At 62.9% G+C, this 21,439-nt stretch carries 22 protein-coding genes and 2 pseudogenes; 12 read left to right on the forward strand and 12 right to left on the reverse strand.

Going from position 1 to position 21,439, the window contains the following annotated elements; translation table 11 throughout:
* Positions 1-35: 35 nt before the first annotated feature.
* The 3 genes and pseudogenes from ACFSQT_RS09755 to ACFSQT_RS09765 form a co-directional block, all read right to left on the reverse strand.
* On the reverse strand, positions 36-491 hold the full coding sequence (locus ACFSQT_RS09755) for a cation:dicarboxylate symporter family transporter (RefSeq protein ID WP_379018113.1): 456 nt from the start codon (positions 489-491) through the stop codon (positions 36-38).
* A pseudogene (locus ACFSQT_RS09760) lies at positions 406-675 on the reverse strand (cation:dicarboxylate symporter family transporter); the annotation flags it as partial. The pseudogene ACFSQT_RS09760 and the gene ACFSQT_RS09755, both read right to left, overlap by 86 nt.
* Positions 676-759: 84 nt before the next feature.
* The gene (locus ACFSQT_RS09765) at positions 760-897 is read right to left on the reverse strand and encodes a hypothetical protein (RefSeq protein WP_379018114.1); all 138 of its coding nucleotides are present in this window, start codon (positions 895-897) and stop codon (positions 760-762) included.
* Positions 898-1,271: 374 nt separating this feature from the next.
* Here ACFSQT_RS09765 and ACFSQT_RS09770 point away from each other — a divergent pair.
* From ACFSQT_RS09770 to ACFSQT_RS09780, 3 genes and pseudogenes are all read left to right on the forward strand, one after another.
* Positions 1,272-2,159 (forward strand): annotated as a pseudogene (locus ACFSQT_RS09770) (divalent metal cation transporter); the annotation flags it as partial.
* 84 nt (positions 2,160-2,243) lie between these two features.
* Complete coding sequence (locus tag ACFSQT_RS09775) at positions 2,244-3,086, forward strand: protein-L-isoaspartate O-methyltransferase family protein (protein WP_379018115.1); 843 nt, start codon at positions 2,244-2,246, stop codon at positions 3,084-3,086.
* Positions 3,087-3,206: 120 nt separating this feature from the next.
* Positions 3,207-3,857, forward strand: a complete 651-nt coding sequence (locus tag ACFSQT_RS09780) for a dihydrofolate reductase family protein (RefSeq protein ID WP_379018116.1) — start codon at positions 3,207-3,209, stop codon at positions 3,855-3,857.
* A 244-nt stretch (positions 3,858-4,101) separates the two neighbouring features.
* Here ACFSQT_RS09780 and ACFSQT_RS09785 read toward each other — a convergent pair whose 3' ends face one another.
* Positions 4,102-4,971, reverse strand: coding sequence for a LysR family transcriptional regulator (locus ACFSQT_RS09785; RefSeq protein ID WP_379018210.1), 870 nt, complete (start codon positions 4,969-4,971; stop codon positions 4,102-4,104).
* Between the two features lie 125 nt (positions 4,972-5,096).
* Between ACFSQT_RS09785 and ACFSQT_RS09790 the strand changes: the two genes are divergently transcribed.
* Positions 5,097-5,696 (forward strand): LysE family translocator, encoded by a 600-nt coding sequence (locus ACFSQT_RS09790; protein WP_379018117.1) that lies wholly within the window; start codon positions 5,097-5,099, stop codon positions 5,694-5,696.
* A 241-nt stretch (positions 5,697-5,937) separates the two neighbouring features.
* Here the strand turns inward: ACFSQT_RS09790 and ACFSQT_RS09795 are convergent, their stop codons facing one another.
* Entirely contained in the window at positions 5,938-6,732 is a 795-nt protein-coding gene (locus ACFSQT_RS09795) for an SDR family NAD(P)-dependent oxidoreductase (protein ID WP_379018118.1), read from the reverse strand.
* A 219-nt stretch (positions 6,733-6,951) separates the two neighbouring features.
* Between ACFSQT_RS09795 and ACFSQT_RS09800 the strand changes: the two genes are divergently transcribed.
* Positions 6,952-7,407 (forward strand): MarR family winged helix-turn-helix transcriptional regulator, encoded by a 456-nt coding sequence (locus ACFSQT_RS09800; protein ID WP_379018119.1) that lies wholly within the window; start codon positions 6,952-6,954, stop codon positions 7,405-7,407.
* Between the two features lie 127 nt (positions 7,408-7,534).
* Here the strand turns inward: ACFSQT_RS09800 and ACFSQT_RS09805 are convergent, their stop codons facing one another.
* Positions 7,535-8,713: an MFS transporter gene (locus tag ACFSQT_RS09805; RefSeq protein ID WP_379018120.1), complete on the reverse strand. Its 1,179-nt coding sequence runs from the start codon at positions 8,711-8,713 to the stop codon at positions 7,535-7,537.
* A 195-nt stretch (positions 8,714-8,908) separates the two neighbouring features.
* Between ACFSQT_RS09805 and ACFSQT_RS09810 the strand changes: the two genes are divergently transcribed.
* The 6 genes from ACFSQT_RS09810 (at position 8,909) to ACFSQT_RS09835 (ending at position 17,082) form a co-directional block, all read left to right on the forward strand.
* Positions 8,909-9,265 carry an ArsR/SmtB family transcription factor gene (locus ACFSQT_RS09810; protein WP_379018121.1) on the forward strand — a complete coding sequence of 119 codons (357 nt, stop codon included), beginning with the start codon at positions 8,909-8,911 and terminating at the stop codon, positions 9,263-9,265.
* A 51-nt stretch (positions 9,266-9,316) separates the two neighbouring features.
* Positions 9,317-10,075: a metallophosphoesterase family protein gene (locus ACFSQT_RS09815; protein ID WP_379018122.1), complete on the forward strand. Its 759-nt coding sequence runs from the start codon at positions 9,317-9,319 to the stop codon at positions 10,073-10,075.
* Between the two features lie 237 nt (positions 10,076-10,312).
* The gene (locus ACFSQT_RS09820) at positions 10,313-11,230 is read left to right on the forward strand and encodes an SH3 domain-containing protein (RefSeq protein WP_379018123.1); all 918 of its coding nucleotides are present in this window, start codon (positions 10,313-10,315) and stop codon (positions 11,228-11,230) included.
* Between the two features lie 221 nt (positions 11,231-11,451).
* Positions 11,452-14,955 carry a carbamoyl-phosphate synthase large subunit gene (gene carB / locus ACFSQT_RS09825; protein WP_379018124.1) on the forward strand — a complete coding sequence of 1,168 codons (3,504 nt, stop codon included), beginning with the start codon at positions 11,452-11,454 and terminating at the stop codon, positions 14,953-14,955.
* Positions 14,956-15,217: 262 nt separating this feature from the next.
* A complete protein-coding gene (locus tag ACFSQT_RS09830) occupies positions 15,218-16,570 on the forward strand; it encodes an AAA family ATPase (RefSeq protein ID WP_379018125.1) in 1,353 nt (450 codons plus the stop codon).
* A 182-nt stretch (positions 16,571-16,752) separates the two neighbouring features.
* On the forward strand, positions 16,753-17,082 hold the full coding sequence (locus ACFSQT_RS09835) for a hypothetical protein (protein ID WP_379018126.1): 330 nt from the start codon (positions 16,753-16,755) through the stop codon (positions 17,080-17,082).
* Between the two features lie 76 nt (positions 17,083-17,158).
* Here ACFSQT_RS09835 and ACFSQT_RS09840 read toward each other — a convergent pair whose 3' ends face one another.
* The 4 genes from ACFSQT_RS09840 to ACFSQT_RS09855 form a co-directional block, all read right to left on the reverse strand.
* Positions 17,159-17,551, reverse strand: a complete 393-nt coding sequence (locus ACFSQT_RS09840; RefSeq protein WP_379018127.1) for a RidA family protein — start codon at positions 17,549-17,551, stop codon at positions 17,159-17,161.
* Between the two features lie 263 nt (positions 17,552-17,814).
* The gene (locus ACFSQT_RS09845; RefSeq protein WP_379018128.1) at positions 17,815-18,279 is read right to left on the reverse strand and encodes a cupin domain-containing protein; all 465 of its coding nucleotides are present in this window, start codon (positions 18,277-18,279) and stop codon (positions 17,815-17,817) included.
* Between the two features lie 126 nt (positions 18,280-18,405).
* The gene (locus tag ACFSQT_RS09850) at positions 18,406-18,807 is read right to left on the reverse strand and encodes an endonuclease domain-containing protein (protein ID WP_379018129.1); all 402 of its coding nucleotides are present in this window, start codon (positions 18,805-18,807) and stop codon (positions 18,406-18,408) included.
* A gap of 229 nt (positions 18,808-19,036) precedes the next feature.
* Positions 19,037-19,780 (reverse strand): DUF899 family protein, encoded by a 744-nt coding sequence (locus tag ACFSQT_RS09855; protein WP_379018130.1) that lies wholly within the window; start codon positions 19,778-19,780, stop codon positions 19,037-19,039.
* 62 nt (positions 19,781-19,842) lie between these two features.
* Between ACFSQT_RS09855 and ACFSQT_RS09860 the strand changes: the two genes are divergently transcribed.
* The gene (locus ACFSQT_RS09860) at positions 19,843-19,998 is read left to right on the forward strand and encodes a hypothetical protein (protein ID WP_379018131.1); all 156 of its coding nucleotides are present in this window, start codon (positions 19,843-19,845) and stop codon (positions 19,996-19,998) included.
* A 9-nt stretch (positions 19,999-20,007) separates the two neighbouring features.
* Here the strand turns inward: ACFSQT_RS09860 and ACFSQT_RS09865 are convergent, their stop codons facing one another.
* Both ACFSQT_RS09865 and ACFSQT_RS09870 read right to left on the reverse strand, forming a co-directional pair.
* A complete protein-coding gene (locus ACFSQT_RS09865; protein ID WP_379018132.1) occupies positions 20,008-20,496 on the reverse strand; it encodes a GNAT family N-acetyltransferase in 489 nt (162 codons plus the stop codon).
* Positions 20,497-20,501: 5 nt separating this feature from the next.
* Positions 20,502-21,434, reverse strand: coding sequence for a transglycosylase SLT domain-containing protein (locus ACFSQT_RS09870; RefSeq protein ID WP_379018133.1), 933 nt, complete (start codon positions 21,432-21,434; stop codon positions 20,502-20,504).
* Between the last annotated feature and the right edge of the window lie 5 nt (positions 21,435-21,439).

Below are 21,439 nucleotides of genomic sequence, written 5' to 3' on the forward strand. Positions count from 1 at the left end.
GCGGCTTTCTCCATCATTCCTCTTTTTTCTTTCCATCAGCGAGGGCAGGGCGGCTTCAGAGAAGACGTTCCCAGCACCAGCAGCAGCTCTTCCTTGATGTAGCGGATCAGCGACAGGATGGAGAACCCATTGTAGCGGCAGACCGCACCCAGCACGACGAACACGAACAGCAGCGACGTCACGTAGAAGGTGCCGACCAGCATGGCGAGGTTGATGACCGCGCCGATGCCGTATTTGCCGATGGTGAACGCCATGGCGCCGAAGGCGCCGATCGGCGCAGCCTTCATCAGCACGCTGACCAGCTTGAAGATCGGCGTCGTCAGCGCCTGCAGGAAATTGAGGACCGGGCGCGCCCTTGTCGCCGACCAGCGCCAGCGAAATGCCGAACAGCACCGAGAAGAACAGCACTGCAGGATGTCGCCGTCGGCGAAGGCACCGACGATAGTCGTCGGGATGATGTTCATCAGGAACCCGGTGACCGACTGGGTCATGCGCTTTGGCGGCGTAGGTGTTGACGGTCGAGGCGTCGAGCGTCGCCGGGTCGATGTTGAAGCCGGCACCCGGCTGCACGACATTGGCCACGACAAGGCCGATGATGAGGGCCAGCGTCGAGAAGGTGAGGAAGTAGAGCATCGCCTTGCCGGCGACACGCCCGACTTTCTGCAGGTCGCTCATGCCGGCGATGCCGGTCGCCACGGTCAGGAGATGACCGGGGCAATGATCATCTGACCAGCTTGATGAAGGCGTCGCCGAGCGGCTTCATGCTCTCGCCGATCGACGGATAGAAGTGACCGAGCAGGATGCCGACGTGATCGCGACGAGCACCTGCACGTAGAGTTGGGCATAGAAAGGCTTGCGCTGCGCGGAAGGCGCGCCTGATTGATCTGCGATATGCATCGAACTCTCCCTGCCGGATGGGGCGGAAATGCACCGCCCTGCGTGACTTCTCCCATCGCGGCGCTCCGGTCGCACGCCGCTGCAAGGACTTTTGCAAGCGCTGTGCCAGATCGATGAAAGGCCGGAATCCCGGAATTTCTGCGGTTGTCCGGTGCTTTGCGGCAAATGCCTGTGCGGATTTCCGCACAGGCGCGTTTGCCTGGGCGGAATTTCGCATTACACTGGCCGCCAAGCTGCGAAGAAACGGGGCCGCGAAGAAAAGGGAGAGGGCAGACGCCGCAAGCAGGCACCGATAGCGGGTCCGCAGGGTTTCCCGGCCGTGAATTGCTGCGCGAGGGCGGCGGCCCGGCTGCGCGATGGCCGCTGCGTGTCGTATACTGACCGCGCTCGATGCCTTCCTGGTGCTGCTGCTGATGAACAAGGGTTTCCGCTATCTCGAAGCCTTCGTCATCGCGCTTTTGATCATCATCTTCAGCTGCTTTGCCATCCAGATCTTTGTCGCCGCCCCGCCGGCGGGCTCGATCCTGCACGCCATGTTCGTGCCGTCGTCGGAAATCGTCACCAATCCGGCGATGCTCTACATCGCCATCGGCATCATCGGCGCCACCGTCATGCCGCACAATCTCTATCTGCACTCCTCGATCGTGCAGACCCGAGCCTATGAGCGCACCGACAAGGGCAAGCGTGATGCCATCAAATGGGCAACGACGGACTCGACCATCGCCCTGATGCTCGCTTTGTTCGTCAACGCCTCGATCCTGATCGTATCGGCGGTCGCCTTCCACGACACCGGCCACCAGGACGTCGCCGAGATCGGCCAGGCCTTCGAGCTGCTGTCGCCGCTGCTCGGCCTCGGCATCGCCTCGGTCCTGTTCGCGGTGGCACTGCTTGCCTCAGGCCTGAATTCGACGGTGACGGCGACGCTCGCCGGCCAGATCGTCATGGAAGGTTTTCTGCGCCTGCGCATCCCCAACTGGGCACGCCGGCTTTTGACACGCGGTCTCGCCATCATCCCGGTGGTGATCGTCACCGCGCTCTACGGCGAAAAGGGCACCGGCCAGTTGCTGGTGTTCAGCCAGGTGATCCTGTCGATGCAACTGCCCTTCGCGGTCATCCCGCTGGTGCAGTTCGTCTCCGACAAGAAGAAGATGGGCAACCTCGCCATTCCGCGCGGTGTCGCCGCGCTGGCCTGGGTGGTCGCCACGATCATCCTGGTGCTCAATTTCAAGCTCCTCTACGACACCATGTTCGGGGTCAGTTGAGTTCAGCCCGCCGAGAGATCGACTGCCCCTTCGAGTAGGTAATCCCGCGACAAATCGGCAATCCGCGCTATCTTCTCCGGCGCCATGACCGGGATCGAAGACATCAGGAAGTTCTACGCGCGGCTGATGGCCGCCAATGCCGGCTCGCCCGATCCGCGCCTGGAGGCGGTCTTCGCCGAGGTGCCGCGCGAAGCCTTCCTCGGTCCCGGGCCGTGGACGATCATCGCCGGCAACGGCAAGATCACGACGCCGAGCGCCGATCCGGCCCACATCTACCAGAACGTGTTGGTGACGCTCGACGCCGACAAGGGCATCAACAATGGCGAGCCTTTCCTGCACGCCATGTGGATCGGAAAGCTTGCGCCGAAACCCGGCGAGGCCGTTTGCCACATCGGCGCCGGCACCGGCTACTACACAGCGGTGCTGGCCAGGCTGGTGTCGCCCGGCGGCACCGTCACCGCTTTCGAACTCGATGCCAACCTGGCCGAGCTCGCGCGACAAAATCTCGAAGCCTATGGCAATGCGACCGTCGTCCATGGCGATGCCGTGACGACGCCCTTGCCGCCATCCGACATCATCTATGTCAATGCCGGCGTCGCCGCACCGCCGGCCGGATGGCTGAAGGCGCTGCGGCCGGGTGGCCGCATGATCTTTCCCTGGCGCCCGGCCGAACGCGTCGCGCTGGCGGTAATGGTGACCCGCACCGAAAAAGGCTTTAGCTGCGCCCCGTTCATGCGCTCGTGGTTCATTCCATGTGTCGGCGCCTCGGTTGCAGACCCCGCGGCGAAGATCCCGACGCGCGATCAGGCCGTGCGCAGCCGTTCGATCTGGCTGACATCGGATAAGGTGCCGGACCGCACAGCCACCGCCATCTTCGGCGAGGTCTGGTTCTCGTCGCGCAGCCTCGATGCCAGGCCTCGCCGTTGACTCATCCAGGGCGGGCTCGCCGGAATCTTGCTGGCGGTGTCGGACCGGCGGCCGATCGCCCGTCCTTGGGCTGAAGTCCGGCCACTGACGGCGTGGATTGAAGACATGGGAGCACGAACAATGAGAAAGATCATCGCCGCGACATTCGTCAGCCTCGATGGCGTCATGCAGGCACCCGGCGGTCCGGAAGAGGATCCGGTCGGCGGCTTCAAGTTCGGCGGCTGGACATTCCATTACTGGGACGAGGTGGGCGGCGCGGCAATGGATGAACTCTTCTCCAAGCCCTTCGCCTTGCTGCTCGGCCGCAGAACCTACGACATCTTCGCCGCCTACTGGCCGTACCAGAAAGATCCGATCGCTGATGCCTTCAATCCCGCGACCAAATATGTGGCGACGCATCGGCCTGACACACTCACCTGGCAGAACACGCAATGGCTTGGGGAAGATATAGTCGCGGCGCTGCGCCGCCTCAGCCAGGAGGACGGGCCCGACCTGCTTATCCAGGGATCGGCCGATCTGATCCAGACCTTGCTCGCCAACGGGCTGATCGACGAGATCCGGCTGATGATCTTCCCGCTGGTGCTGGGCAAGGGCAAGCGCCTGTTCGGCGATGACGCAATGCCGGCCGCCTTCAGGCTTGTGAAGTCGCAGACGTCGAGCACCGGCGTCGTCATCGCGAGCTACGAGCGCGCGGGCGAAATCGAGGTCGGGTCGTTCGTCACGGGCGAGCCATCCGACGCCGAGCTCGAGCGACGCAAGAACTGGAAGTAGCGGGACCGGCCTTGGCACCTTTCCTCTCCCTCCGGAGGGGGGAGAGGTGGCGCTGCGAAGCAGTGACGGAGTGGGGGAAGGCATTCGCCAAACGCACCGCCGTAAGACAGGCAGTGCCAGGCGGGCAAGAAGACTGGAGGCCTGCGGTAATCAGGCGGAAAAAGATCGACCCCCACTCCGTCGAGCTGCGCTCGACACCTCTCCCCCGATCGACGGGGGAGAGGAACCTAAGTTCTGCTTGGTCTCAAGCCGCCACCAGCCGCCGCGCCAGCCCTTCGCGGATATGCCGCGCGAACTCCTGCGCCGCCGGCCCGACGCCATGCCTGGGCAAATGCAGATTGATGGCGAAATTCGGCAATGGCGGCAGCCCGGAATCCAAGGGCAATATGTCGAGGTCGGCCGGGACGGTGGAGGCCAGCCACGTCGTGACCGCGAGGTCGGAACGCACCGTCGCCGTCGTTGCGTCGATGTTGCCGTTCTCGAACACGGTGCGCCATTCCAGCCCGTGCTCCCCGAGCGCCGACAGCACGGCCGGCCGGAAGGCGCAGGTGTCGGCGACGATCGAAACCGGCAGCGGCCGCTTGGCGCGGGCAACGCCGCCCCTGGCGCCGACCCAGACCAGTCGGTCGATGGCAAGGCACTCGCCGGCCGACGAGCCGACGCGTTCCTCGATCACGGCAAGGTCGATGGTTCCCGCCGCAAGGGCCGCCGCCAGTTCCGGCGAAGAGGCGCAGACCAGCGATATCTCGACCTGCGGATAGGTCTCGGCATAGGTCTTCAGCACCGGCGCCAGCAAGGTGCCGACAAGATCGTAAGGCACCCCAAGCCGCACCTGGCCGGCAACCGGGACGCCCGCCATTTCGGCCCAGATCTCGTCATTCAAGGCCAGCAGCCGCTTGCCCTTGCCGAACAGCCGCTCGCCGGCGCACGTCAGCCTGAGGCCCCGCCGGTCGCGCTCGAACAGGCTGGAGCCGAGCGCCTCCTCCAGCCGCTTGACTTGCTGGCTGACGGCACCCTGCGTCAGGTGCAGTGCGTTGGCCGCGGCCGTCATGCTGGCCTTGTCGGCGACGGTCACGAATGTGCGGATCAACGCCATGTCGAGATTTCGGATCATGGCCTGCATTATGACTTCTAATGCTGATCATGGCAAACATTGCATTTACTGAAGTTCGTGCGCGGCTACGATGGCGGTGTCCAAACAAAACTTGAAGCGCGTCGACGCGCTTTAAAGGAAGCCGCATGCTCGAGCCCGTCATCCCCCTCGTCCTGTTTGCGATCGTTGCCACCACCACGCCCGGCATCGCCACGACCTTGTCGACGGCGTCCGGCGCGCAGTTCGGCTTTCGCCGTTCCGTTCCCTTGCTGGTTGGTAGCGCGGCCGGCCTCGCCACCGTGACGGGCGCCGCCGCCGCGGGGCTTGCCGGCCTGCTGCTGGCCATGCCCTCGCTCCAGCTGGCGATGAAGGTCGTCGGCTCGCTCTATCTCGTCTGGCTGGCGATCAAAATCGGCCGTAGCGGCCCGCCCAATCTGGATGTGACCATGGCCAGACCGAACAGCTTTCTCGGCGGCGCCGGCATTCAATGGATGAACCCCAAGGGCTGGGCGATGGGGCTGGGTGCCGCGGCCTCGTTCGCAGCTTTGGCGAGCGGCCCGCTGCAGCTTGCGCTGCTGCTCGGCGCCACCTTTGGCCTGGCGGCGGCGGCCTCGCTGTCGCTGTGGTGCGTGGCCGGCATGCTGCTTGCCCGGCTGCTCAAGACCGAGTGGCAATGGCGGGCGCTCAACGTCGTGCTGGCGCTGGTGCTCGCCGCCTCGATCATTCCGATGTGGCGGTCGGCATAGAGGTCAATTGCACTCTTTGTGCCTCAGCTGGAGGAGAATAGCGGACCCTACGGGACTTGGGTTCCTCGCCCCCGCCAGAGCGGGGGAGAGGTGGCCGCGAAGCGGTCGGAGAGGGGGCCTTCGTAGGGTGGATACCAGGTATGATTTGGTCACCGTCGCGCCAGTCCCCCTCTCCGTCTCGGCTTCGCCGAGCCACCTCTCCCCCACATCCGTGGGGGCGAGGAACTAAGAGGGCGGCCCCTCAAGCCGCGTAGCGGGCCGCCGGCTTGTCGGCATGCAGGCTGCCGTAAAAGGCTTGCCGCGCACCAAGGAAAGTGTCCAGCTTGGCAGCGTCGGCAAGCCCCGGCACGGTGACGGTTTCGCCTTTGGCCAGGCCGACAAGCGCGGCATCGACCAGGTCGTCGGCCGTCATGACGATCTCCTGCGGAAGGCTGTCGATATCGCTGCCGGCAAGTTCCCAGAAATCGGTCCGCGTCGCCCCCGGCAGCACCACCTGCACTTTCACCTGCGTATCCGCGACTTCGCGCTGCAGGGCCTCGGTAAAGTTGACCACATAGGCCTTGCTGCCACTGTAGATGCCGCCGAACGACGTGTCGAAGGCGAGCACCGAGGCGATGTTGACGATGGCGCCACGGTTGCGCGCCACCAGCCCGGGCAGCACGGCACGGGTCAGCCGCGTCAGGGCGATGACATTGACCTTGATCATGCGCTCGGCCGCATCGGCATCAGCTGTCGCCACCACCTGCTGGCCGCCTAAGCCGGCATTGTTGACCAGCAGCGTCACGCTGTCGTCGGCGGCGATCGCCTGCTCGACGCGGCGGACGTCATTGTCGTCGGATAGATCGGCGCTGATCACACTGACCTTGCGACCGTAGGCATAGCGCAGCTTCTGCGCCAGTTCCTCGAGCCGGTCGGCGCGGCGCGCCACCAGTACCAGGTCATGGCCCTGCCCTGCCAGCCGGTCGGCATAGACCGCACCGATGCCCGATGAAGCGCCGGTGACGACCGCCGTGCCCTTGTTGTTCTGTCCACTCATTGTCCTGTTCCTTCTTCGACTGATTTCTTCGCTTCGACCTGGCCGCCGGTACCGTGGGCAACCGCCCTCGCCTCGACGGCAAAGCCAATCGAGTTCATTTAGTGGCATATACCATCATTAATGAAATAGGCATATGCCGCTATCTTGTCAATGACCGGACCGCGGATTATTTAAGGGTCAGCGGTCGGGCGTGATGTCGCCGTTGCCGAGAGAAAAAACATGCCGAAAGACACCCTGCCCGGACTGACGCTGTGCAACAACGCCATGCTGCGCCGCGCGGCGCGCAAGCTCGGCCAGTTCTATGATGATGTGCTGGCGCCCTCGGGCCTCAAGGCCACGCAGCAGGGCCTGCTCTATCAGATCCATGTCGGCGGCGAGCCGGCGATGGGCGCCATTGCCGCCTCCCTGATCATGGACCTGTCGGCACTCGGCCATACGCTGAAACCGCTGATCCGGGACGGCTATGTCGAGACCTTTTCCGATCCGGACGATCGCCGCATCAAGCGCGTGCGGCTGACGCCGCAAGGGCTGGTCAAGCTCGATGAAGCGATGAAGCTGTGGCACGTCGCCCAGCAGCGCTTCGAGGATGTGGTCGGCAAGGATCAGGCGGCAAAGCTGCGCGCGGCGCTGGATGACATCGCCGCACTGGATTTTGATCTGCCGCCGGCCGGCTAGAGCAGTTCGCCGTTTCACGGAAACGGCGAACAGCTCTAACTCTTTGTTTTGACGCAGTTCCGGACGGAAAACCGTTTCACACTTTTCCTGGAATTGCTCTAAGGCAGCCGACGAGCTTCCGAAAAGACTATTCGGCCGGCATGGCGACTGGCCGCGCCGCCCGGCGCCCGGCCAGCACGATGCCGAGCCCGATGATCGGGAATATCGCGGCGACCAGGCCGAGATCGGCCGGCGTGCCGTAGCGCAGCACGGCACCACCGACCACGGCGCCCAGCGCCACACCGAGATAGAGCGCCGAGCCGTTAAGCGACAGCACGATCGGGGCGGCGTCGGGCGCCAGCTTGATGATGCGGCTGGCCTGCGCCGGCGGGAACGCCCAGCCGACGATGCCCCATGGCACCATCATCGCCATCAGCGCCGGCCCGGCAATATGGGGCGGCAGGAAGGTCGGGATGACCGACAGCAACACCAGCATGGCCGCGCTCAGCGTCAGCGACCAGCCGACGGTGCGGGTCGCGCCGAACCGGTCGGCCGCCTGGCCGCCGGCGATGTTGCCGATGACGGCGCCGACACCGAAGGCGAGCAGCATGCCGGGCAGCGCGATCTGGCTGAGTCCGCCGCCTTCGATGGCGAGCGGCGCGACATAGGCGAAGACGGTGAAGGCGCCGGTCAGCGCCAGCAGCGTGGTCAGCAGGATCGGCATCACGCCGGGACGAAGGGCGGCCGCCAGCCTGCGCTTCAAGGGCAGCCTGGTGCCGACGATGCCGCGTGGCAGCCGGTACCACAGGATTGCACCCGCGAACGCGCCGAGCCCGGCGATGGCATAGAACGTGCCGCGCCAGCCGGCGATCGTCGCAACGAGGGCGCCGAGCGGCGCCCCTACAGCGACGGCCACGGTGGTGCCGCCGACGACGACGGCAATGGCGCGGGCCCGGTGATGGTCATCGACCAGCGCCACCGCCGTGCCCTGCGCTGTCGCGGCGAACAGACCGGACGACAGCGCCATAACGATGCGCGCGATCAGCAGGAGTTCGAACGAGGAGCTCAGGGCGGCGGCGATGTTGCCGATGACGAAGAACACCAGCGTCCACAGAATGACGCGGCGCCGGTCCCATTCGCCGGTCAGCGTGGCCAGGATCGGCGTGCCAACCGCATAGGCGAGCGCGAACGCGGTGATCAGCGTGCCGGCCAGCGGAATCGAGATGCCGGCGTCCGCCGCGATATCAGGCAGAAGGCTGGAGATGACGAAGCCTTCGGTCGAGATCGTAAACGATCCGAGCGCAAGCCAGAAGAGGCGCTTGTCCATGGGCTGTGTCCTTAGTTCAAAGCTTATTGAACAATTGGACATAACAGGGCATGATGTCAATGAAGCCAGGGGAAAATAGCTGAACCCTCCTGACAGCCCTGTGTCAGCACGGATCATCAAACGGAGAAACACTGTGCACGGCCACGGCGGGACGGATGCGTTGAAATCGGCCGGAACTGCGCTTAGGTTCCAGCCATGACCTTGCCGCACCCCAATACCGATCAGATCAGCCTGCCGATCGTGCTCGGCGTGCTCGGCGACCCGACGCGGCTCGCCATCGTGCGCTATCTCGCCAGCAAGCAAGGCGTGCCGCTGAACTGTAGCCAGTTCCTCGATCTCTGCTCGAAAACCAATCTGAGCTACCATCTCGCCAAATTGCGCGAGGCCGGTGTTACCCGCACCGAAGTGGTCGGCACCAACCGCATGATCACGCTGCGCCGCGCCGACCTCGAAGCCCGCTTCCCCGGCCTGCTCGACAGCGTCATCGCCGCCGCCAGCGATGACCCGGCGCTGCCGGCGGTCGGCGGCCACGATCTCGAAGTGCCGGCCTAAAGCTGTTCCTCGCCTTGCATGAGAAACGCTGCTCACACACGGAGCCATCAAATGCGCATTGCCGTCCTCGCCGATATCCACGGCAATGTGCTGGCGCTGGACGCGGTGCTTGACGATCTGCGCCGGCGCGGTGGCGCCGACCTGACCGTCAATCTCGGCGACAGCGTTTCCGGCCCGCTCTGGCCGCGCGAGACGTTTGCGCGGCTCGAAGCGCTCAACCTGCCGACGGTGCGCGGCAACCACGACCGCCGCGTCGCCGTCGATCCCGCCGACGGCGAGATGTGGCCTTCCGACGCCTATGCACAGGAGCGGCTGACGGCAACGCAGCGCGAGGTGCTGTTCGCCCAGCCGCTGACGCTGGAGGTCGCGCCCGGCATCATCGCCTTCCATGCCCGCCCCGACCATGACGAGAAATACCTGCTCGATGCGATCACCGATGGCCAGCTGGTGCGCGCGCCGCTGGCGGCGATCCGGCGCCGGCTGAAGGCGCTCGACCCCGGCTGCCGCATCGCGCTGTGCGGCCACAGCCACCGGGCGGAACTGGTCCGCATCCCCGACGGTCCGGTCATCTTCAATCCCGGCAGCATCGGCTGTCCCGCCTATGACGATTCGACACCGCCGGCGCATGTCTCCGAGCAGGGCTCGCCGCATGCGCGCTACGGCATCGTCACGCTGGGCAGTGCGGATCAGCCCGACCGTTTCGAGGCCATCGCCGTCGACTACGACCACGAGGCCGCGGCCAGGCAGGCCGAACAGGCGGGACGCCCGGAATGGGCCCACGCGCTCAGGACGGGGTTTATGCCCGGCTAAACGCCCCTTGCGTTTATGCCAGGCTGAGCTTGCTCATGCCCGGCTGAACGCCCTTGCGTTCATGCCGCCCGACCGAGCTTGCTCCTGCCCGATCGGACCGGCCGACAGTTCGCACGGACGAAACGGCGATCGAATTTTCGGACTTACATGGCGGCGCGTCGTCCCTTATAAAAACCGGCCGGGCGGCGGGCTCGACCCGCGGCATGGTGTCTTTGAGTACCAGCGCACGGCCAAACGATGAGGCGCACAGTTACGCTCCGAACAACCCTGCATGCGCTGATTGCCGCTCCGCTGCTGATGGCGGCATGGCCTGCCGTTGCCCCCGCCATGGCCGAAGAAGATCTCGTCATCTCCATCGTCACCGGCCTGGCGCCGGACGACCTTCTCAAGGTCCGCACTGCCGCATCGCCGATCGCCAAGGTCGAAACGCGTCTGGCCGGCGGCGACAGCGTCACCAATCTTGGCTGCAACGACGTCAACGGCTACAAATGGTGCAAGATCGAGAGCACCGGCAAGGAGAAGCTGAGCGGATGGGTGCCGGCGCGCTACCTCGTCCCCCTCAATCCGGCGCCCTATGCCGAAGGCCAGACAAAACCGGCCGATGCGCCGGTGGTCGCCTCCACCGATGGCGGCAGTGAGGCCGACCAGGCATCGGCGCCGGACAAAGCGCAGGCCACTGGCACGGACGGTCCTGCAAAGCCCCAGCCGCCGATCGCACCGCCGCCCGACCTGACCGAGCGGCTGGGCGGCGCTGGTCCCGCAAGTGCCGAAAGCACGCTGAACTCCGCCGCCGAAATCGGCCAGACAGCCATGCAGGATGCCTACGGCCTGGCCTTCGCGGCCCCAGCGCCCGACCCGCAGACCGTCGCGCGGACGTCCGCCGATGCCGCCAGCGAAATTCCGTGCGCGCGCTATGTCGGTGAGCCGATGACGCGCTGCGCGGTCAGCGTCGTGCGCAAGGGCAGCGACAAGGCCGACGTCACGGTCACCTGGCCCGACGGCGGAACCCGCGTCATTTCGTTCGTCGCCGGCCAGCCGGCCGGCTCGGACGGCCAGAGCGATTTCCGCTTCACCCGAGAAGGCAGCCTGAACATGATCCGCGTCGGCGTCTCCGAACGCTTCGAGATCACGGATCAGCTGGCGCTGGGGGAATAGGTTTCAGGCAGTAGGCGGTAGGGAATAGGCATTAGGCGCTTTGAACCTCCCCTGCCTACTGCCTAATCCCTACTGCCTATTCCCCTCATTTTCGGGGTTACATCGGGCAAAACTCTTCCCTATAAGGCCCTCCTAGCCTGATACCAGAATCGCGAGCACAACCGGCCGGGTCTTCCCGTCCCGGTTTTTTGTGCAAGCCGCCCGCCGAACGGACCTATGACATGCCAAGACGCACCGACATCAAGTCGATCCTGATTATCGGGGCCGGCCCCATCGTCATCGGCCAGGCCTGCGAATTCGACTATTCCGGAACCCAGGCCTGCAAGGCGCTGAAGGAAGAGGGTTTCCGCGTCATCCTGGTCAATTCCAACCCGGCCACCATCATGACCGACCCGGAACTGGCGGACGCCACCTATATCGAGCCGATCACGCCGGAAGTCGTGGCCAAAATCATCGCCAAGGAGCGTCCCGACGCGCTGCTGCCGACCATGGGCGGCCAGACCGCGCTCAACACCGCTTTGTCGCTGCGCCGCATGGGCGTGCTCGACCGCTACAATGTCGAGATGATCGGCGCCGACGCGCATGCCATCGACAAGGCCGAGGACCGCGCGCTGTTTCGCGAGGCGATGAAGAAGATCGGCCTGGAAACGCCGAAGTCGATGCTGGCCAACGCCACCGACGTCAAGAACACCGACCGCAAGACGCACGAGGCCGAGCGCGCCGCGCTGAAGGCCGAGAAGCCGGAAAACCTCGACGCCGCGCTCGACGCGCTGGAGACCCGCTGGAACCTCGGCGAAGGCGACCGCAAGCAGCGCTACATCAGCCATGGCATGGCGATCGCCGCCCAGGCGCTCGACCATGTCGGCCTGCCCGCCATCATCCGCCCGTCCTTCACCATGGGCGGCACCGGCGGCGGCATCGCCTACAACCGCGCCGAATTCTACGACATCGTCCAGTCCGGCCTCGACGCCTCGCCGACCACTGAAGTGCTGATCGAGGAGAGCGTCCTCGGCTGGAAGGAGTACGAGATGGAGGTCGTCCGCGACAAGGCGGACAATTGCATCATCGTCTGCTCGATCGAGAACATCGACCCGATGGGCGTGCACACCGGCGACTCGATCACCGTCGCCCCTGCCCTGACCCTGACCGACAAAGAATACCAGATGATGCGCAACGCCTCGATCGCGGTGCTCCGCGAGATCGGCGTCGAGACCGGCGGCTCCAACGTGCAGTTCGCTGTCAACCCGGCCGACGGCCGCCTGGTCGTGATCGAGATGAACCCGCGCGTCTCGCGCTCGTCCGCGCTGGCCTCCAAGGCGACCGGTTTCCCGATCGCCAAGATCGCCGCCAAGCTTGCCGTCGGCTACACGCTGGACGAGCTGGAGAACGACATCACCGGCGGCGCGACGCCGGCCTCGTTCGAGCCGTCGATCGATTATGTCGTGACAAAAATCCCGCGTTTCGCCTTCGAGAAATTCCCCGGCGCCGAACCGGTGCTGACCACCGCCATGAAGTCGGTCGGCGAAGTCATGGCCATCGGCCGCACCTTCCAGGAATCGCTGCAGAAGGCGCTGCGTGGTCTCGAAACCGGCCTCACCGGTCTCGACGAGATCGAGATCCCCGGCCTCGGCCATGGCAGCGCGGCTGCCAACCATGCGGACGACCGCAACGCCATCCGCGCCGCACTCGGCACGCCGACGCCCGACCGGCTGCGCATGGTGGCGCAGGCGATCCGCATGGGCACGTCGCTGGAAGACGTGCACGCTATGTGCAAGATCGACCCGTGGTTCCTCGAACAGATCGCCGGCATCCTGGCTATGGAGGACCGCATCCGCGAGCACGGCATTCCTGAGGACGCCGTCAATCTGCGCATGCTGAAGGCGATGGGTTTTTCCGATGCCCGCCTCGCCTCGCTGACCAGCACCGACGCCGAAGAGATCCAGAAGGTCCGCGAAAAGCTCGACGTTCATCCCGTCTACAAGCGCATCGACACCTGCGCGGCCGAGTTCGCTTCGCCGACCGCCTACATGTACTCGACCTATGAGGTGCCGTTCGCCGGCGCGCTCGCCAACGAGGCGCAGGTCTCGTCGCGGAAGAAAGTCGTCATCCTCGGCGGCGGACCGAACCGCATCGGCCAGGGCATCGAGTTCGACTATTGCTGCTGCCACGCCGCCTTCGCGCTGCGCGACGCCGGCTACGAAGCGATCATGATCAACTGCAACCCCGAGACCGTGTCGACCGACTACGACACCTCGGACCGGCTCTATTTCGAGCCGCTGACGGCGGAAGACGTGCTGGAGATCCTGCGCGCCGAACAGGCGTCGGGCGAGCTGGTCGGCGTCATCGTCCAGTTCGGCGGCCAGACGCCGCTGAAGCTGGCCGACGCCTTGGAGAAAGCCGGCATCCCGATCCTCGGCACCTCGCCCGACATGATCGATCTCGCCGAAGACCGCGACCGTTTCCAGAAGCTGCTGCACAAGCTCAACCTCAGCCAACCGAAGAACGGCATCGCCTATTCGGTCGAGCAGGCCCGCCTCGTGGCCGGCGAGCTCGGCTTCCCGCTGGTGGTGCGCCCCTCCTATGTGCTCGGCGGCCGCGCCATGCAGATCATCCATGACGAGGGCATGCTGCAATCCTACCTGCTCGACACCGTGCCCGGCCTGGTGCCGGAGGACATCAAGCAGAAATACCCCAATGACAAGACCGGCCAGATCAACACGCTGCTGGGCAAGAACCCGCTGCTGTTCGACACCTACCTCTCCGGCGCCATCGAGGTCGATGTCGATTGTCTCTGCGACGGCAAGGCGACCTTCGTCTCCGGCATCCTGGAGCACATCGAGGAAGCCGGCATCCATTCCGGTGACAGCGCCTGCTCGCTGCCAGTGCATTCGCTGCCCTCGGAGTTGGTCGACGAACTGGAGCGCCAGACGGCAGCGCTCGCCCGCGCGCTCAATGTCGGCGGGTTGATGAACGTGCAGTACGCGATCAAGGACGGCACGGTCTACGTGCTGGAGGTCAACCCGCGGGCGTCGCGCACCGTGCCCTTCGTCGCCAAGACCATCGGCCGGCCCATCGCGAAAATCGCCGCCCGCATCATGGCCGGCGAGAAATTGGAAGACGCCTTCGCCCATTACGGCGCCATGCCCGACCCGCGCAACCCCGGCCACATCGCGGTCAAGGAAGCGGTCTTCCCGTTCGCCCGCTTCCCCGGCGTCGATATATTGCTCGGCCCGGAAATGCGCTCGACCGGCGAGGTCATGGGCCTCGACCGCGATTTCGCGCTCGCCTTCGCCAAGAGCCAATTGGGCGCCGGCGTCGACCTGCCACGCTCCGGCACGCTGTTCGTCTCGGTGCGCGACGAGGACAAGAAGGGCATATTGCCGGCGGTCAAACGTCTGACCGGCCTCGGCTTCAAGGTGCTGGCAACCTCGGGCACGCAACGCTTCCTCGCCGAAAACGGCGTGGACGCCGAGAAAATCAACAAGGTCCTGGAAGGCCGCCCCCACATCGAAGACGCCATCCGCAACCGCCAGGTGCAGATCGTCTTCAACACCACGGACGGCCAGAAAGCGGTGTCGGACTCAAAGTCGCTGCGGCGGGCCACGCTGATGCAGAAGGTGCCGTATTACACGACGCTGTCGGGCGCGGCGGCGGTGGCCGAGGCGATCGCGGCGCTGAAGGCGGGGAGCCTGGAGGTCAGGCCGCTGCAGGAGTATTTTGCGTAAGGGCCACTTCTTTTTTCCTCTTTAGAAACAATGAAGCACAGTAAGCGAAGTCAGGGTTGTAGCGCTATGGCGCTGAATCGAGCTGATTCTTCATAGCCATGCACCCGCGTAGCATATGCCGACTGCGACGTTTCTATGCATATTGTGCTGCGAACTCGCGGCATCTAGGCAGCCAACTGTCGAAAGACAAAGTGCCTTCCAAAATTTAAATTCGATGATAGCTTATGGCAAATTTTTTGCCCTGCACTCACCGATGAGACCAATGATTAGGTACCTCAGGCTACGCAGTTTCCGCGCATATCGGGATCATAAATTTGAATTCCGTCGACTTAATATATTTATAGGCGCAAATAATTCTGGAAAATCATCGATTCTAAGTGCAATAAATTTAATCGCGCAGACCCATTTCGCGAGCCGAGGCAGTTCGAGCCCGCTAGTCTTGAATGGACCATACGAAGAATTGGGAACGTTTCAGGACGTTGTACATGGAAACAACGTTCGAACGCCTATCGGATTTGATCTTGGGATTGGAGAATTTGACATTTCCTTCGACGTCAAATTCCGATTACAACGCAGAGAGCTCGAAATATCCAGGTTCAGTTTGTCAGAAAACAACGAGGAGATTTTTTCCTATCAAGCTAGGAAGGATAGCTCGGACGTCAAACTCCTGCGGCGGAGTGTGGAGACAGTGCTCGGAAGTAAGAGTGCGAGGCGCCCTCTATTTATTGGATTTTGGCCTTTTGACCCAAGTCTTTCTAGGCTGGTTGTCCCAGAGAACGAATTTCCAAAATCATCAAAGGACATAATTGAACGCGTTGCCCGAGCTTTGCGCAAGGCGGATATGTTGCTTCGAGATAATTTCCGCAACTTCGATTCCCTCAGCCCCTTTCGAGCCCAACCACAGCGCACATATCTCTACAGTGGGGAAACTCCCACCGAGATCGGAAGGACGGGGTCAAACGGCATAACGCTGCTGGTAAATGACACAGCTAAACGCGGCGCTTTACGAATTGGCCTTGAGGAGCAAATTTCGGATTGGTTGCGCGTAAACAAGATAGCTGATAAAATTCGAGTTAAAAATCTAACTACAAGGCACTTCGAAATATGTATTGTCGACTTCAAAGGAAAAGAGCATAATATTTGTGATGTTGGTTTTGGATGCAGTCAAGTACTTCCTGTGCTAATTGGTGGACTTAATATATTTGGATCTCACGTTTCTCAAAGAAAAAGCCCAACTTTTGTAGTTCAGGAACCCGAGATACATTTACACCCGAACGCTCAAGCTTCTCTTGGTTCTTTTTTTGTTGGTTTGGCAAAATTTGGAGGTCAGCAATTTATAGAAACTCACAGCGATAATTTGGTTTTGAGAATTGCGCGACATGTCGCTCTCGGTGATATAAGCCCTTCAGACGTTAAAATTTTCTTTGTGGAAGATCAAAACGGGGAGAAGATCGTTACGGATATTGACATTCGTGCCGATGGAATCTTTAAACCGGATTGGCCCGGCGGATTCTTTCCGCAAAGACAGGTTGAATCACTTCAACTTGCTAAGGCAAGGGCTCACCCTGAAAGGTCTGAGTCAGAACGTCAACTACGTTTTATATATCCAGAATAATGGCTACCTTCCTCGACGCTAATTCATTTAAAACCTACATAGATGGGATGGTAGGCGGCACTCCGAACAATTGTACTGCGTCCGTCGAGCTTATAAAAAGTAAAGATCACCTTACCTTAGACCTTGGTGGGTTATTTCTTCAAGAGTGGCGCTCGTGCACCGGCGGTGTCGGAAATATATTCGTGGCAGACCATATTGCGGATTTGATGCAAAATGGGGCGTTGCGATTGGTCGCTTTTGTCCGAAATAATCCGCTGAGAAAACATCTGGTTCAAAGTGGGATTCCTGTAAAGGACGCTCGAATAGTCGAATTCTCTGCGGGAGCAGAAGTGAGTATTGTAGTCACACAAGACATAGACCTTTTCGAACCTCAGAAGAAAGGGTGTCAATCAAAGGAGAGGCACAAGATTATACATGAGAGAAAGGGTAAGATATGCAAAATGATTGAGAAAGAACTTAAAATTTATATTGTTTGCTGCTGCAGAGTGGAGGAATTTTTACCTCAAAATTGACCGAGATTGTCTTGGTCAAACGCTTAGCTTCTCTCATCCGATCTCACCGTCAACGGAGAGCCAAGAGATTAGCCCCTCACGCCACCGCCACACACTCAATCTCAATATCAAACTCCATCGGCCACGACGCCACCGGCACGAAACTGCGCGCCGGCGGATTCACGCTGAAGTACCGCGCGTAGACCCGGTTGATGGCGTTGTAGAAGCCGGAATTGACGGCGTAGATGCGCACCATCACCACGTTTTCCAGCGTGGTGCCGGCCGCTTCCAGGCAATGTTTCAGCGCCTTCAGCGACGCTTCGGTCTGGACCTCGATGTCGCCGCGCACCATCTCGCCGGTCACCATGTCCACCGGCGGCGTCGCCGAGATGAACACGAAGCCGTTGGCCTTGACCGCCGTCGAGCAGGGCAGGCCGAGCGCCCGCACCTTGTCCGACATGACAGGCACTTCGATGACTTCCTTCTTCATGGTGATCCTCCCTTTGTTGCAGGGAGCTTATCGCGGCACCGGCGGAATGCCAGTCTTTCCTTCTCCCCTTGTGGGAGAAGGTGGATTGCCGCGAAGCGGCAAGACGGATGAGGGGTGTTCCAGCGGAGTGAGACGCTGATAATCAGCTATACGGTCACGGCTGCGCAAGCGGTGTTGCCAAGCTGGAACACCCCTCATCCGTCCGAGCTTCGCTCGGCCACCTTCTCCCACAGGGGGAGAAGGAAAGTCCCGCGTCGCCGCCCTCACGCCTGCCCCGGATACGGCGTGCCGTCCTTGTGCAGGAACCGTCCATCCGAACTCGGGCTCATCATGTCGATGTCGGAGCAGGTGATGACATCGTCCTGAGAGCGCGAGCCGACCTCCAGGTAGCGCGCCGTGGCCGAGGAGCGGTTGATCATGTGATGGCCGTTGCCGCTGTTCCTGGCGAAGGTCGCGCAGTCGCCTGCCCTGAGCAGCGTCTCGCCGCCGTCCTCGACCAGCACCAGTTCGCCCTCCAAGACATAGACGAACTCGTCCTCATGGCTGTGCCAGTGGCGCTGGCTCGACCAGCCTCCGGGCGGCAAGGTCATCAGGTTGACGCCGAAATCGGTGAGCCCGCCGGCCTCGCCGAGGCGGCGGCACGTGCGCTCGGCGCAAGGAGCATCGAAAGGCGCGGGATAGCCCGAGCCCTTGCGGACGGGCACGGATGACAGGTCGATCTTGGGCATGTGTTGCTTCCTTGTTTTGTGACGGCAGACGCGACTTTCCCTTCTCCCCTTGTGGGAGAAGGTGGCCTCGCGAAGCGAGGTCGGATGAGGGGTGTTCCAGCTTGGCGTCTGGTTACGCCCAAGCTGTCACCGCCATGGCTCCAAACTCATGTCCCGCACATAAGCGATGATGGTGTCCCAGACGGAATCCAACTCGCGCATCACATCATCATTCCAGAAGCGCAGAACGCGAAAACCGCGCAGCATCAGATCGTTGTCCCGCTCTCGATCATGGCTGGAATCCGCATGCTGACTGCCATCGATTTCGATGATCAGCATTGCTTCTGCACAAAGAAAGTCGGCAACGAACCGCCCTATCGGGACTTGCCGACGAAACTTGATCCGATCTAATTTGCGGCCGCGTAGCTCGTGCCAAAGCTTGTCCTCGGCCTCGGTCGGTTCGCGCCGCAAGGTTCGGGCGAAACGTCTTTTTGCTGGCAGGACGGGTTGGTGCGGCATTGTGAGAGGATAGGTGAGGTTGGCGTTCACTGGAACACCCCTCATCCGACCTCGCTTCGCGAGGCCACCTTCTCCCACAAGGGGAGAAGGAAAGACCGTACGTGGCGCCCGCCCCTAATGACAGCACGCCTCGCCATATTGCAGCGGCTCGCCGAAGTCAGGCCGGCGTCCGAGCTGCCAATCTCCCCAAGTGGGGGAGATGTCCGGCAGGACAGAGGGGGGCGCCGTAGAGCGCTGATTTTCTAGAAGGCAAGCCCTCCTAATGACAACACGCCTCGCCATATTGCAGCTGCTCGTGCCAGTTCGGCCGGCCCCCAGGTGTGAAATCCATCAGGTTCCACAGCGTCTCGCAGGTGCCGACGCCACGCGGATCCTGGCCTGGGTCCGTTGGCGCGAAATCCAGTTCAGAACTCCAGAAATGGCGGATGCCGTCGGCGTCGCGATGGAACACCGACAGCAGCGGCGACTGTGCGCCGTCAGCCGTCTCCGCATTGTAGTCGCGCTTGAAGCCGTTCCCGGCCGACGACACCAGCCGCATGTTCTTCCAGCCGCGATCGCGGCTAAGTGTGACCAGGTTTTCCAGCGCGGTCTTGGCCACCACGGCGAAATTGAAGCCGGCCGCTTCGAGATGCCCAACGGCGCCGTCGAACTGGTCGAGCAGCGCCGTGCAGGACGGGCATGGCTGGTCTTTCCTCGCCAGCTTCGCCGTGCCGCCGCCGGTCGCCACTTCGCGCGTCTCCTGCGGGTGGCGGGGAAACATCATGTTGTAGAGGATGAGCGAATCCCTGCCCGGCGCGAACAGCTCCGACAGTTTTACCGTCGCCGGCTTGCCGTCCGGTCCGAGCACGTCGAACACATAGTCCTGCGGCACCAGTCCGCCCGGCGGCAATGCACGGCGCGCGACCGCAACCTCTTCCATGGCGCGGCGCAGCCCAATTTCCTTCCGCAGCAATTTTTCGCGGGCGGTGCGGTATTTGGCGGATTCGTTGGGAAAGGTGATCATGATCGTCTCCTTGGGTCATCGCGCTGGCGTCCCGGCGCGGTTGCTCTGCGACCCAAGGACGTTTGGCGGCGATCGGCTCCGACATTTTTTTGCGGATGGCCCGCTACGGAACCTCCCTGGCTTCCCGGCATTCTCACCACGGGATTGTGGGCAGCTACGAGGCCGGCGCCTGGGCGATGGAGCTGAAGCGGAAGATCGGCAAAGCGCCGGACATCTGAGCGCCCCGCTCAGCTGTACCAATCGACCTCGAACATGCCGAGCCGCTGGTAGAGCCTGACGGCGACGGCATTTTCCACCGTGTTGGTCTTCAGGTCGACACGGTCGACGCCGCGCTCGCGAAAACGGGCGAAGGCGTGCCACATCAGCGCCTCGGCAATACCCTTGCCGCGCGCCTCGGGGTGAACGGCGAGGTCCTTGACGAAGCCGCGCGTCCAGCACAGTGCCGCCGCCGCCAGCCGGCCCTTGGCGTCGATGACGAGGAAACACAGCGCCGGGTCGAATTCAGGATCGCCTGATATACGCGGCCACCATTCGTCGAACGGGCCATCGGCGCCGTCGTCGAACACTTCGGTCAAAAGCGCATGCAGGGCCGCTGCGTCACCGGGCTCGAAGCAGCGCATCGCAAAGCCCTGCGGCCAATGCGGAGGAACCAGCGTCTCGTCGAGCATCTTGCGCAGCCGGATGTCGTTCGGAGCCGGCGGACGCGGTTCAGGCATTGCGCTCAGGCGTCGGGCTGCAAGCGGCGACGCTGGCGGTCGCGGCCAAGGCCGGTCGCCTCGAGCAGGCCCTTGCGCTTGGCGTCGAAATAATAGCCGGTCTGGTAGAGCCAGTCGGCGCGCTTGGCGTTGCCGCCGGCCACCAGCCAGGCGCCGCGCAGATACTTGACCGCGTATTTCAAATTGGTCTCGGCGTCGAATAGGCCCTTGGCCGGTCCGTCATAGCCCATGCCGCGCGCCGTCGCGTGCTTGATCTGCATCAGCCCCCAATGGCCATTGTTGTAGGCTTTCGGGTTGAAGGTGCTCTCGCGGTTAACGACATGGCGCACCAGGTCGACCGGCACCTGGTAGAGTGCGGCATATTTCTCGATCAGCCGCTCGACATCGCCGCGCATGCCCGTCGCATGCTCTTCTTCCACGGGTGCCGTCGGGAACTGGACAAGGGCAGCCGGATTCTGCGGCACCACATAAGCGACCTGTTGCACGCCGGGCATGCCTTTTTGACCGCCCTTGGCGGTCGCCGGCATGACGAGCCCGGCGGTCGTGTAGGTCTCGGCCGTGTTGACCGGCTCACCCGCAGTCGCCGGCGGCGGCGCCTGCCAGGCATTGGCGGCCATTACGGCAGGCATGGCCGGTGCCGCCGGGGTCGAACCGGCAAAGGCGGCGGTCGCAGCAAGCGGCTGGACGGCGGGATCGAGTGCTGGCGTGGCCGGACTGGGCGTCAATTCAGCCGTCTGAACGGGCGCGATCCCTGAGGATTGCGGCAGCACCGAAACGGTGTCCGGCAGCGGTATGGTGAAACCGGCGTCAGCGCCGGCGGCGGTCGCGGTTTCGGTCAGGGCAGGCGCGGATTTCATCTGCGAGGTCGACGTGCAGCCGCTCATGCCGGCGGCGGCCAGGATCACGCCGATCGCGATAAAAGTATGTTTTGCTCGCAAGCCGC

This window comes from Mesorhizobium calcicola, assembly GCF_042682105.1.
Lineage (GTDB): Bacteria > Pseudomonadota > Alphaproteobacteria > Rhizobiales > Rhizobiaceae > Mesorhizobium > Mesorhizobium calcicola.